General features: G+C 73.9%; 8 protein-coding genes and 2 pseudogenes. 7 read left to right on the top strand and 3 right to left on the bottom strand.

The window, feature by feature from the left end; all coding sequences use genetic code 11:
• Nucleotides 1–49: 49 nt before the first annotated feature.
• The 3 genes and pseudogenes from ACFYPN_RS29450 to ACFYPN_RS29460 form a co-directional block, all read left to right on the top strand.
• Nucleotides 50–979: a GNAT family N-acetyltransferase gene (locus ACFYPN_RS29450; protein WP_389302430.1), complete on the top strand. Its 930-nt coding sequence runs from the start codon at nucleotides 50–52 to the stop codon at nucleotides 977–979.
• 97 nt (nucleotides 980–1,076) lie between these two features.
• Nucleotides 1,077–1,541 (top strand): annotated as a pseudogene (locus tag ACFYPN_RS29455) (DUF402 domain-containing protein); the annotation flags it as partial.
• A gap of 84 nt (nucleotides 1,542–1,625) precedes the next feature.
• Nucleotides 1,626–1,964, top strand: a pseudogene (locus tag ACFYPN_RS29460) (VOC family protein); the annotation flags it as partial.
• A 64-nt stretch (nucleotides 1,965–2,028) separates the two neighbouring features.
• Here the strand turns inward: ACFYPN_RS29460 and ACFYPN_RS29465 are convergent.
• The 3 genes from ACFYPN_RS29465 to ACFYPN_RS29475 form a co-directional block, all read right to left on the bottom strand.
• A complete protein-coding gene (locus ACFYPN_RS29465; RefSeq protein ID WP_389302433.1) occupies nucleotides 2,029–3,579 on the bottom strand; it encodes a trifunctional class I SAM-dependent methyltransferase/NUDIX hydrolase/VOC family protein in 1,551 nt (516 codons plus the stop codon).
• 256 nt (nucleotides 3,580–3,835) lie between these two features.
• Nucleotides 3,836–4,735 (bottom strand): esterase/lipase family protein, encoded by a 900-nt coding sequence (locus ACFYPN_RS29470; protein ID WP_389302436.1) that lies wholly within the window; start codon nucleotides 4,733–4,735, stop codon nucleotides 3,836–3,838.
• Nucleotides 4,736–4,970: 235 nt separating this feature from the next.
• Nucleotides 4,971–5,618, bottom strand: coding sequence for a CGNR zinc finger domain-containing protein (locus ACFYPN_RS29475; protein WP_389302439.1), 648 nt, complete (start codon nucleotides 5,616–5,618; stop codon nucleotides 4,971–4,973).
• 329 nt (nucleotides 5,619–5,947) lie between these two features.
• Between ACFYPN_RS29475 and ACFYPN_RS29480 the strand changes: the two genes are divergently transcribed.
• From ACFYPN_RS29480 to ACFYPN_RS29495, 4 genes are all read left to right on the top strand, one after another.
• Nucleotides 5,948–9,400 (top strand): DNA polymerase III subunit alpha, encoded by a 3,453-nt coding sequence (locus tag ACFYPN_RS29480; RefSeq protein ID WP_389302442.1) that lies wholly within the window; start codon nucleotides 5,948–5,950, stop codon nucleotides 9,398–9,400.
• Nucleotides 9,397–10,431 (top strand): ImpB/MucB/SamB family protein, encoded by a 1,035-nt coding sequence (locus ACFYPN_RS29485; protein ID WP_389302445.1) that lies wholly within the window; start codon nucleotides 9,397–9,399, stop codon nucleotides 10,429–10,431. The genes ACFYPN_RS29480 and ACFYPN_RS29485 overlap by 4 nt, the downstream gene beginning before the upstream one ends.
• 81 nt (nucleotides 10,432–10,512) lie before the next feature.
• Nucleotides 10,513–11,631 (top strand): DUF3533 domain-containing protein, encoded by a 1,119-nt coding sequence (locus ACFYPN_RS29490; protein ID WP_389302447.1) that lies wholly within the window; start codon nucleotides 10,513–10,515, stop codon nucleotides 11,629–11,631.
• 119 nt (nucleotides 11,632–11,750) lie between these two features.
• Nucleotides 11,751–12,644 (top strand): alpha/beta hydrolase, encoded by an 894-nt coding sequence (locus ACFYPN_RS29495; RefSeq protein WP_358761894.1) that lies wholly within the window; start codon nucleotides 11,751–11,753, stop codon nucleotides 12,642–12,644.
• The last annotated feature ends 41 nt before the right edge of the window (nucleotides 12,645–12,685 follow it).

Here is a 12,685-nt window from a genome sequence, read left to right on the forward strand (position 1 = left end):
CCCGGAAATCCGGAGGCGGCCCGTCACTTCCCCGGCGTACCGTCGGCCCATGACTGTGATCGTCAGAGATTTTCGGGCCGAGGACGCGGCCGGTTGGGAGGCGGTCCGGCGTGCGGCCCTTCCGTTCCTGGTGTCGGCTCCGGGCCAGTGGGCGCACGATCTCGCGCACTCCCCTCCCGAACAGCACCTGCGGCTGCTCGTGGCCGAGGAGGAGGGCGAGGTGATCGGTACCGCGCAGGTCGGTGTCGCCCACGACAGCGCGCGGCCGGGCCAGGGTTTCTGCAATGTCTACACCCACCCCGGCCGGCTCGGCCGGGGCAGCGGATCAGAGCTGGTCCGGGTGGCCGAGAGCCATCTCGCCGGTCTGGGAGCGGTGGAGATCCTCAGCTGGGTGCTCGACGACCCGGCCAGTCGCGCCTTCGCGCGCGGGCGGGGGTACGAACCGAGCCGCTCCGCCCACTTCCTCTCGCTCGACCTGGCGAAGGGCGGCCTGCCGCCTCGCCAGGAGCTGCCGCCCGGTGTGGAGCTGCGGACGGCCGAGGACTTCGCCGACGATCCGCGCCCTCTCTTCGCGCTGGACGCCGAGGTCACGGCGGACGAGCCGAGCGACGTCCCGAGCCTGCTCACCGACTACGAGCACTGGCTCGCCTCGACCTGGCACCACCCCGTGGTCGACCGCTCGCTCACCTCGGTGGTGCTGGTCGGCTCGGAGCCCGTCGCCTTCAGTCTGGCGACCACCGACGGTGGCACGCGGTACGCCTCCGGGATGACGGGCACCAAGCGCGCCCATCGTGGGCGCGGGCTGGGCAGGATGGCGAAGAACGACTCGTTGCACCGCGCCAGGGCCGCCGGATTCACCATGGCCTACACCGGCAACGACGCCGGAAACGGTCCCATGCTCGCCATCAACGCCTGGTTCGGCTACCAGGTCTGCGCCACGGAGGTCCGCCATGTCCGCACGCTCGGTCCCACCCCCTGACGGTTCCCCCGGCAGGCCCCCCGGCGGGCCCCCCGGCGGGCCCCCCGACGGATCCGGAAGCGATCCCGCCGACGGAACGGACGGGCCGGCCGGGGAGGTGACCGTCGTCCTGACCAAGGCCGGGCGGACGAAGATCCGCTACCCGGCCCGCCGACTGGCCGACGACGGCAACCGGTTGACCGTCCTCGCCCCGTGGGCCGCCCCCGTGGCACGGGACTTCGGCTTCGTGACGTTCGCACCCGGTGACGTCCTCACCGAGCACTACTGGCGCGACCGGTGGTACTCGGTGAAGGAGGTCCGCACGGGCGAGGGGCTCTTGAAGGGCTGGTACTGCGACATCACCCGCCCCTGCGTCGTCGCCGACGGCGAAGTACGGGTGGAGGACCTGGACCTGGACCTCTGGGTGTCCGCGGACGCCTCGGAGGTCCTGCGCCTGGACGAGGACGAGTTCGAGGAGAGCGGGCTGGCCGGACGCGATCCGGCAGCGGCCGGGGCGGCGATCGACGCCCTGGACGCACTGGAGCGCATCGCCCGCGCGGGCGGGCTCCCGGACCTGCTGGCGGGTGCCGACGCGTCCCGTCCCGGCCCGGACACCCAGGACGGGGTGGGAGTACGCCCACGGCTGAGGCTCGTCTCGATCGCCCTCGACTGCCCCGACCCCCTGGCGCTGGCCGCCTTCTACCAGCGGGCCACCGGATACGCCCTCCACCCCGGGTCCGACTCCGGGTTCGCCGGCCTCACCCGCGAGGACGGTCTGCACATCGGCTTCCAGCGGGTGGACGGTCACCGGGCTCCCCAGTGGCCCGGCGACGGCGGCACCACACCTCAGCAGGCGCATCTGGACTTCGACGTCGACGATCTCGACGAGGCGGAGGCCCTGCTCCTGGAACTGGGCGCGGCGAAGCCGGGATTCCAGCCGGACAGCGCCCGGTGGCGGGTCCTCACCGACCCGGCGGGCCACCCCTTCTGCATCGTCGCCCGCTGACCGTTCGGGGCCGCCCCGCGCCGGGCGGCCCCGAGGGCTCCGGTGCGGGGGCGGGTACGGCGCGTCAGACCGCAGGGACCTGCCTCCCGGCCGCCGGTTCGCCGGCGCACGGCGCGGGCGCCTCCCGGGCCGGGCCGCCGGCCACGAGTTCGACCTCGAACCCCGAGGCGTCCTCCAGGTACGCGGCCCGGTGGCCGTCGCCGCCCGCGTAGGGGTGCCGGTCGGCGAAGAGCAGCGTCCAGCCGTGCGACGGGGCCTCCGCCGCGAGCCCGTCGAGCACCTCCCGGTCCTCCACGTGGAACGCCAGGTGGTTGAGGCCGGGGCGGAGCCGGTCGTGGGTCCGCGCGACCGCGTCCGGCGACTCCTCGATCACGACGTAGCTGTCGCCGCGCCGCCAGCTGCGGCCGTGGGACCAGCGCTGGTACGGCAGGTGTCCCAGTCGTCCGAGCAGCCACTCCCAGCCGGGGGCGGCCACCGCCAGGTCGGCGACCCACAGTTCGATGTGGTGCACCCGTCCCGTACCGGCCCCCGCGGACGGCAGCGGGACGGCGCGGCGCGGGACGGCGGGGTCGTGGGCGACCGGGTCGCCGTCCTCGTGCCAGTGGATCAGGAAGTGCTCGCCCGACCGGTATCCGTCGAGGCCGGCCCGGCAGTACGCGACCATGTCCTCGGGCAGCGCGTCCAGCGGGAACCAGCCCAGCTCCGAGCACTTGTCGGGCTCCGCGTTGTACGGCGCCCGCCCGGAGTCGTACTCCGCCTCGAAGAACCAGCCCGTGCGCGGGTCGCCGCCGGGGCCGCGGTGGTGCATGACGAGCGCGACGCGCAGTTCCTCCGGCTGGAGGGTGACGCCGATCTCCTCGGCCGCCTCTCGGACGATCGCCTCGCGCACGTCCTCGCCGTCCTCCAGGTGGCCGGAGGGCAGGTGGAGGAGACCGTCCGCGTACCCCGTGCCGGCCCGGCGGGCGAGCAGCACCCTGGGGCCGCGCCGGAGGATCAGGTGGACGTCGACGACCTCGGTGTGGCGGCGTGGGGGTTCGGCGCGGGCCACGACGGCGTACCGCTCGTCGTCCACGTCCTTGCCCCAGAGACGGGAGTCCCCGGAGAGCGGTTCGTGGTGGACCCGCTCGGTGTGCGGGGCGAGCAGGGCGGTGAGCAGGGCTGCGGAGACGCCCACGCCGCCCCACACGCCTTCGATCAGGACGAGCCGCCCGCCGGGCTTCAGCAGGCCGAACCAGGTCTCCAGGGCAGCCGCGGGGTCGGGCAGCGCCCAGAGGACGTGCCTGACCAGGACGACGTCGAACCGCCGCGCGCCCACGGGTGGCCGGGCGGCGTCGCCGACCAGCACCTCGGAGCCTGTTCCCGCGAGTTTCTCCCGCGCCTGCTCGACCATGCGCGGCGACTGGTCGACCGCGGTGACCCGGTGGCCCTGGCCGGCGGCGAGCAGGGAGAGGCTGCCGGTACCGCAGCCGAGGTCGAGGATCTCGCAGGAGGTGACGGGGAGCCAGTTCTGCAGGCGCCGCGCCCAGGCGTCGCGCACGGCGGGGTCGAGCAGTCCGTGGTCGGGTTCTTCGTCGAAGGAGTCGGCGGCCTCGTCCCAGTAACTGATCGTCGTCATGGCTTCCATGGTCCCAGCAGGCGCCGACACTCAAGGTGCGGTCCACATGAATTGCGCCAGGTCACCGACGTACGCGGCAAGGATTGCGGCAGGACGGTCCGTCAGCGCGAGGTTCCGCGGTGCCGTTCGGCCATCACCGACGGATCTTCCGTTCCCTGGGCGGAGTCCGGGGCCCGTGCGTACGGATGCCGGGCCCGCGGCGGACCCGGCACGTCCCGTACGGCACTCGGCCCGTCGGTGGCGTACGGGACGTCGTTCAGCTGAACACGGAGGTGCAGTCGGTCGGGGTGGCGTGCGCCGGGTCGAGCGCGTTGGCCACCTCGTGGAAGGCGATTCTATCGACGGTGCCGATGGCGACGTGCTCGGAGACGTCGACCGCGCACAGGTCCTGGAGGAGGACGTTGCGCACGTTCGGACCGCTCAGGTACTGGGTGCGGTAGGGGGTGACGACCTCGTCGTACCGGGTCGCGATGACGGTGTAGTTCACCCCGGCCACCGTGTCCGGGACGGAGTTGAGCTTGGTGACGAACGGCGATCCGGCCACCTGGTCGGCGAGGCCGGGGGTGGCGGCGTTCAGCAGGGGTCCCGCGCCGGGGAAGTAGGGCAGCAGGTTGGTCAGCCCGAGGAGGGTGGTGCCGTGGTTGTCGGGGGCGAGGGCGACGAGCGCGTTCACCTTGGCGGCGCCGCCGAGGAACTTCAGGTAGTAGTTCGGCATCATGCCGCCCTGCGAGTGGCCCACCAGGTCGGCCTTCGACTTGCCGGTGGCGGCGAGCACCTTGTCGACGAACGTACCGAGCTGGGCGGCCGACCGGTCGATGGGACCGAGGCCGTTGAAGACCGGCACCCCGGAGAGCTGCCCGTAGTCGAGCGAGAAGACGCAGTAGCCGCGGGCCACCAGGTAGGGGGCGAGGACGAGCCAGTTGTCGACGGAGTTCCCGAAGGTTCCGTGGACGAGGACCACGGGGCGCGGGTGCGCCGCGGAGGGCTTGCAGGTGTAGTCGTTCCAGCCGCTCGTGGTGATGGCGGCCTGCCCTGCGGAGGGCGCGGCCGAGGCGGCGGCCGCGGCGGGGCCGGCGAGTGCGGCGACGGCGAGGAGGAGCGCGGCGAGGGTTCTGCGCGCACGCGGGGGGCGGGGCGTACGGGTCCAGGGCAGCATCGTGGGATCTCCTCGGCTCAGGGAGGTGCGATGTGGGGGTTCCGCCCTGTGGCCCGGACCACAAGTTTTATGTGCTCATGTCAAATTACGCGCGAGTAGATCCGGGAGGGAAGTTACGCGTCGGTAAAAACTGCTCCGCCCCCGACGGCGGACGGCGGACGGCGGCCCGTCGCACGGCGAATCCGGGGTGGCCGGGACCCGGGCGCCGGCCGCCGGTCGCTCCCGGTCGGCGACTTCAGCCGACGGACGCCCCCCGGACGGCCTCCCGACCCCCCGGGGCCACCCCTGAGCCTGCTCCCGGGACCGCCCCGGGGTCTGCCTCTTGGGCCGCCTGCGCCGACTGCTTCTTCCGCGCCCGGTAGGCCGCCGCCTTCAGCCGGTTCCCGCAGGACTCCATGCCGCACCACTGCCGGCGCATGCCGCGCGACCGGTCGATGTAGACGCGGGTGCAGGTGGCATTGCCGCACTCCTTCAGCAGCGGCACCTCCGGCCCGCCCAGGACCTCGACCGCGTGACGCGCCACGAGGGACAGCGCCTCCTCCTGGGTCGCGTCCGCCCGGCGCCGCCCCGCCGGGGTGAGCCGGAGCGCCGGGACGGGCTCACCGGCCGCCGCGTTCACCACGGCCAGCGCCTCCGCACCGAGGGGCCCGGCCGCGAGCCGGGCGGCGACCAGCCCGTACACCGCCTCCCGGACGGCGGTGGCCCGCTCCACGTGGGAGGCGTCGGCCGGGGCGACCGTGTCGACGAGGCCGGACGCGAGGTACCAGGCGTCCAGCCGGTCCGGCGACGCGAACATCTCGAACCGGGCCGACCGGCGTGCGCGCAGGGTCGCGACGAAGTCGAGCGCCGGGTTTCCGCAGAGAAAGACATGCTCCTGGTTCACATCACCATCCTGGCAGGTGACTCTCGCCACCGACAAGGCGCGCGCCGAGGGCCACGGACGGGGCCCGGCACCGCCCGTCCGGGTGGCGAAGGTCATGCCCCCCGGCGAGGACGGGTCCCGAAAAGGCCGCTCGGCCCCAAGTCCCGCACCGCACGTCGGGCGTGACGATCCAACAGCTCGCCGGGCCACTCCTTGTTCGATTATTTCCGCACCGAGCGGACCCCTGCCCACTCGCCGACCAGGGGTGATGGAGTTAAGGTAATCGAACGAACGTACGAGGGACGTATCGGGCAAAGGTCGGGAATGGGGTGGCGGAATGGAGGTGCGGCATGGCGGGCTTCGCCCATCTGCACGTCGCGTCCGGTTACTCCGCCCGCTACGGCGCCGCCCACCCCGAGCACCTCGCCCGGCGGGCGGCCGAACTCGGCATGGCGGAGCTCGCGCTCACCGACCGGTCCACCGTGACCGGCGCTGTTCGATTCGCTCAGGCGTGCGCCCGGGAGGGGGTACGGCCGGTCTTCGGCATCGACCTCGCGGTGGAGGCCCTCGCCCCGCCACCCCCGGCGCAACGCCCGCGCACCCCGGCGCGCGGGGGCTCCCACGTCGTCGAACCGCCCCTGCGCGTCGTCCTGCTCGCGCAGGACCGGGCAGGCTGGGCACGGCTCTGCCGCATCACCTCGGCGGCGCACGCCGACGCGGTGTCCGGCACCCCACCGGTGGTGCCGTGGGGGGCGCTCCGTGAACACGGCGGCCCCGGCCTGACCGTCCTCCTCGGTCCGCTGTCGGAGCCGGTACGGGCACTGGCCGCGGGCCGTGAGGACGTCGCCGTGAAACTGCTGGCACCGTGGCGGCAGATCTTCGGTACCGGGCTGCGGCTGGAGACCGTGGCGTACCAGCGGGCCGGTGCGGGCCCGGGATCGCTGCGGCTCGCCGCGCGTACGCTGGCGCTGGCCGACCGCACCGGCGTCACCGCCGTGCTCTCCAACGCGGTCCGCTACGCCGACCCCGCCCAGCACCGCCTGGCCGACGTGCTGGACGCCGCACGGCTGCTGCGCCCCGTCGACCGGCGCCGGCTGGACAGCGGAGAGCGCTGGCTCAAGGGCGAGGGCGCCATGGTGGCCGTCGCCCGCGCGATCGCCGCTTCGGCCGGGCTCGACGACCGCCGGGCGCGCCGCCTGCTGGCGGACACCGCCGCGACGGCGGCCGGGTGCGTCCTCGACCCCGGGGCCGGCCTCGGGCTGGGCGAGCGGCATTTCCCGGAGGCGTCCCTGTTCGGCGCCGGACCGGATGCCGGGGGCGCCGCGCGCCTGCTGCGCGAACGCTCCGAGGCGGGCCTGGTCCGCCGGGGCCTGGACCGCGATCCGGTCGCCAGGGAACGGCTGGAGACGGAGCTCGGGGTGATCTCCCGGCTGGGGTACGACTCGTACTTCCTCGCCGTCGGCCAGGTGGTGGCTGACATCCGGGAGCTGGGCATCCGGGTCGCGGCCCGGGGCTCCGGGGCGGGTTCGCTGGTCTGCCACACCCTGGACATCGCCACCGCCAATCCACTGGAGCACCGGCTGCTGTTCGAACGCTTCCTCAGTGAGCGGCGGAGGTCGCTCCCGGACATCGACATCGACGTGGAGTCGGCGCGGCGGCTGGAGTGCTACGACGCGATCTTCGCCCGGTTCGGCAAGGAGCGGGTCGCGGTCACCGCGATGCCCGAGACCTACCGGGCCCGCCGCGCGCTGCGGGACACCGGGCTGGCCCTGGGCATCGCGCCGGACGAGGTCGACCGGATCGCCAAGAGCTTCCCGCACCTGCGGGCCTCGGACATCACCAGCGCCCTCGCCGAGCTGCCCGAGCTGCGCGGGCTGGCGTCGGAGGCGAAGCGGTACGGGCCGCTGTGGGAGCTCGCCGAGGGGCTCGACTCCCTGGTCCACGGCATGGCCATGCACCCGTGCGGCGTGATCATCAGCGACGCGAGCCTGCTGGACCGGCTGCCGGTGCAGCCCACCCCGCAGGGCGACTACCCCATGGCCATGGCCGCGAAGGAGGAGGTGGAGGCGCTGGGCAACATCAAGCTCGACGTGCTCGGGGTGCGGATGCAGTCCGCGATGGCCCACGCCGTCGACGAGATCGAACGCGCGACCGGCGACCGGATCGTCCTGGACGATCCGGAGCAGGTGCCCCTCGACGACGTCTTCGCGTTCAAGCTGATCCAGCAGAGCGAGACGATCGGGCTGTTCCAGCTCGAATCGCCCGGCCAGCAGGACCTGCTCTCCCGCCTCCAGCCCCGCAACCCGCAGGACGTCATCGCCGACATCAGCCTCTTCCGCCCCGGGCCGGTCGCCGGTGGCATGCCCGAGCGGTACGTGGCCGCGCGGCACGGCAAGGCCCCCGCCTACGCCCACCGGGACCTGGAACCGGTGCTCGCCGACACCTACGGCGTGACCATCTGGCACGAGCAGATCATCGAGACCCTGTCCGTGATGACCGGCTGCGACCGGGCGATGGCCGAGGTGGCCCGCCGGGCACTCGGGGAGAGGAAGCGGCTCCCCGCCATCAAGAAGTGGTTCCACGACCGCGCGACGGCCCGGGGATACGACCCCGAGGTCCGCGCGAAGGTGTGGGCGACCGTGGAGGCGTTCGGCGCCTACGGCTTCTGCCGTGCGCACGCGGTGGCCTTCGCCGTGCCGGCCCTCCAGAGCGCCTGGCTGAAGGCCCATTTCCCGGCGTTCCTCCTCGCCGGCCTGCTCGAACACGATCCCGGGATGTGGCCCAGGCGCGTCATCGTCGCCGACGCCCGCCGCCGGGGCGTGCCCGTACTGCCCGTGGACGTCAACCTCTCCCGTACCGGGTACGTGGTGGAGCGGACCGACGACGACCGGTGGGGGGTGCGGCTCGCGCTCTCCTCCGTACGCGGTATCACCGAGGACGAGAGCGCGCGGATCGAGGCCGGCCGGCCCTACGAGTCCCTGTCGGACTTCTGGCAGCGGGCCCGCCCCAGCCGGCCGCTGGCCGAGCGCCTGGCCGAGATCGGTGCCTTCGGCGGGCTCGGCGGGGGCCCGCTCACCCGGCGGGACCTGCTGCTGCACATCGCGGAACTGCACCGGCAGTCCCGCACCCGGTCCGCCGGCGACGGTCAGCTCGCCCTCCACGCGGGCGCGGCCGGGGCGGCCGAGCCGAGCGGTCTGCCGGAGATGACCGGCCGCGAGGCCCTGGACGCCGAGCTGAACACGCTGGGCATCGACGTGTCCCGGCACCTCATGGAGCACCACCAGCGGCTGCTGCGGGAGATCGGCGCGGTGGACGCCGCGCACCTGGCCGACGTGCGCCAGGGACAACAGGTCCTGGTCGCCGGAGTGCGGGCCTCCACGCAGACCCCGCCGATCGCCAGCGGCAAGCGCATCATCTTCGTCACCCTGGAGGACGGCTCGGGCATGGTCGACCTGGTCTTCTTCGAGGACTCCCACCCGGCGTGCGCGCACACCGTCTTCCACAGCGGGCTGCTGCTGGTGCGCGGCACCGTGCAGGTGCGCGGTTCCCGGCGCTCGATCGTCGGCACCATGGCCTGGGACCTGGACCGGATCGCGGCGGCCCGCCGGGACGAGGGCCCCGCCGCCGCGCTCGCGCTGCTCGGCGGGGAACGCCCGCACCCGACGCCCGCGCAGCCGGGGCGCACCCTCGCCAACGGCACCTCGGGCGCGCGGCTGCACCCGTACGCCGACCTCCAGCCGGCCGGCAGCCGCTCGGCCGACCTGCGCAAGCTCGGCCACACCAGCCAGGGGAGCGCGGGATGACGGCCTCTCCTCCGGCACGCCGCCACATCGCCCATCTGCACCTGCACGCCGTGCCGGACGCGGAGCGGTACGCCGACGTCGTCGAGCTGATGTCCGGCATCACCCCGCACGTCCAGGCCGTCCCCCCCGACGCGGTGCAGCTGGACCTCACCTCGGCGCTGCGCTACTTCGGGATGACCCCGTACGACCTGGTCCAGCTGGTCAGGCTCCGGCTGTTCGCCCTGTACGGGATCGAGTGCCGGGCGGGGCTCGCGAGCAACCGCATGCTGGCGGCCATGGCGGCCGACGCGTCCTGGCCGGGGCACACCACGGAGGTCCCCGGCGACCGGGCGGACTCCTGGCTGCGCCCCCGCCCGGTCACGGCGCTGCCGGGCATCGGCCGCGCCACGGCGACCACGCTCGGGCGGTACGGCGTGCACACCATCGGCCAGATCGCCGACCTGCCTCCGCTGACGCTCCAGCGCCTGCTCGGCGTCGGTACCGCCCGGCTGCTGGCCGAGCGCGCGCACGGCCGCGACCCCCGTCCGGTCGTACCCGAGGAGCCGGCGGCCCACCTCTCCGTCGATCTGGTGCTCGACCGGGACTGCCTCGATCCCGACCGGCACCACCGGGCGGTCCTGGGGCTGGCCGAACGGCTGGGACAACGCCTGCGCGCCGGGCACCAGGTCGCCGGGCGGCTGACGCTCACCGTGCGGTACGCCGACCGGACGTCCAGCACCCGTACCCGTACCTCCGCCGAACCCACCAGCCACTCCCCCCTCCTCGCCGGGGCGGCCCTGGGGCTGCTGGACGCGCTCGGCCTGCAACGCGCCCGGGTGCGCGCCTACACGCTGCGCGCCGACGGCCTCACGCCCGCCGAGGACGCCCCGCGCCAGCTCTCCCTGGACCCGGTCGACGACCGGTCCCGCGCCGCCGAGGCCGCCTCGGACCGGGCCCGCCGGCTCTTCGGCGCCGATGCCGTACGGCCCGCGAGCCTGGCCCCGGCGCCGGCACCGGCGGGGACCCGGCGGAAGCGCCCACCCGCCGCGTGACGCGCGGCGGGTGCGCCGGCGCCTTGCGCCATTCGGCCCGCCCCGCCTGCGTGACGCGCCGGACGGATCGAGCGTGGGGGCATGAACTTCGCCGGCGAGGTCAAACAGGCCGTCACGCCCCGGGCCGCCCTGCTCGTCCTCGGTGTGCTCGTCCTCCAACTGCTCTTCATCGTGTCCTACGTGGGTGCGCTGCACCGGCCCGTGGCGACCGACGTCCCCTTCGGCGTCGTCGGGCCCCCGCAGGTGTCCCAGCAGCTGATCGCCGGGCTGGACGAGCTCCCGGGCGGTCCCCTGGACCCGCGCGCCGTCGACGACGCCGCCGAAGCGCGCCGGCAGATCATGAACCGTGAGATCGACGGCGCCCTGGTGGTGAACCCGTCCGGCACGACCGACACCGTGCTCGTCGCCTCCGGCGGTGGCTCCGCGCTCGCCACCTCCCTGGAGAAGATCACCACCGAGGTCATGGCCCGGCAGCAGCGTGCCGTACGGGTCGTGGACGTGGCCCCGGCCTCCTCCGACGACTTCGACGGGCTCTCGTCGTTCTACCTGGTCGTCGGCTGGTGCGTGGGGGGTTACCTCTGTGCGTCGATCCTCGCGATCAGTGCGGGCTCCCGGCCGGCCAATCCGCGCCGGGCACTCATCCGCACCCTGGTCATGGCGGTCTACTCGGTGCTGGGCGGCATCGGCGGCGCCATCATCGTCGGCCCCGTCCTCGGCGCGCTGCCCGGAAGCTTCTGGGGACTGGCGGGGCTGGGCGCGCTGGTCGTCTTCGCCACCGGCATGATCACCCTCGCCCTGGAGGCGCTGACCGGCATCGTCGGTATCGGCCTGGCCGTCCTCATCATCGTGATCGCGGGCAACCCGAGCGCGGGCGGCGCCTTCCCGCTGCCGATGCTGCCGGACTTCTGGCGGGCGATCGGGCCGGCCCTGCCCCCGGGCGCGGGCACCTGGGTCGCCCGCTCGATCGCCTACTTCCGGGGCAACGCGGTCACCGGTTCCCTGCTGATCCTCTCCGCCTGGGCGGTGGTCGGTACGGCCCTGACGCTGCTGCTCTCCCTGCGGCACCAGCGGACGGACACCGGCGGGAGCGCCGGACCGACGCGTCCCGCGCCCGGCGCCGGCACCGGCACCGGTCCCGGCGCACCGGGAACCGCACCAGGAACCACGGGAACACCTCCAGGGGGCGCACACCCCGCGTGATCCCGTTTCTCCCCCAACAGGTAGTGCACACAACGCCTTTGATGACTCATCATCGAAACGAGGCAGCACGCACCGGGCGCACCGCGCCCGGGCCGGCCGGGGGACCTGAGGAGGTACGGGTGCTCAATCGGGTGCGCGTGGCGGACGGACGTCACCTGATCGTGGAGCGACAGGGGGATCTGCGCGGAAGACCGGTCTTCCTGCTGCACGGCACCCCGGGCAGCAGGCTCGGACCCGCGCCGCGCGGCATGGTCATGTACCAGCGCCAGACCCAGCTCATCACCTACGACCGGCCCGGCTACGGCGAGTCCGACCGGCATCCGGGCCGCCGCGTGAGCGACGTCGTCGAGGACGTACGGGCCATCGCCGACGCCCTCGACCTGGAACGGTTCGCCGTGGTGGGCCGTTCCGGCGGCGCTCCGCACGCCCTGGCCTGCGCGGCACTGATGCCCGACCGGGTGACCAGGGCGGCCGCCCTGGTCACCCTGGCCCCGTGGGACGCCCCCGGGCTGGACTGGTTCGAGGGGATGGCCGCCTCCAACGTGCTGGCGTACTCCACCGCGGCGGCCGACCCGGACAGCCTCACGGCGTCCTTCATCATCCGTTCGGCCGAGATCCGGGTCGATCCGGTCCGGCTCCTCGACGACCTGCGGCGCGAACTCACCGACTCCGACCGGGTGGTGGTGAACGACGCGGGCATCCGCTCGATGCTGCTGCGCAACTACAGCGAGGGCCTGCGGACTTCGGCGTACGGCTGGATCGACGACGCCCTGGCGTTCAGCCGGCCGTGGGGCTTCGACCCGGCCGACATCACCTGCCCGGTGATGCTCTGGCACGGCGAGAAGGACGTCTTCTCACCGGCCAGTCACTCCCGCTGGCTGGGGGGAAGGATTCCGGGCGCGACCACCGTGCTCGAGCCGAGCGCGGCGCACTTCGACGCCCTGTCGGTGCTCCCGCGGGTCCTGAACTGGCTGCTGGACGAACGCGGGTCCAGCGTCGGCTCGATGAACTGACGCGACTCCGCGACTGTCCGGCCGCGGCTGTCCTGCCGCGA

The organism is Streptomyces sp. NPDC005576 (genome assembly GCF_042871745.1).
Taxonomy (GTDB): domain Bacteria; phylum Actinomycetota; class Actinomycetes; order Streptomycetales; family Streptomycetaceae; genus Streptomyces.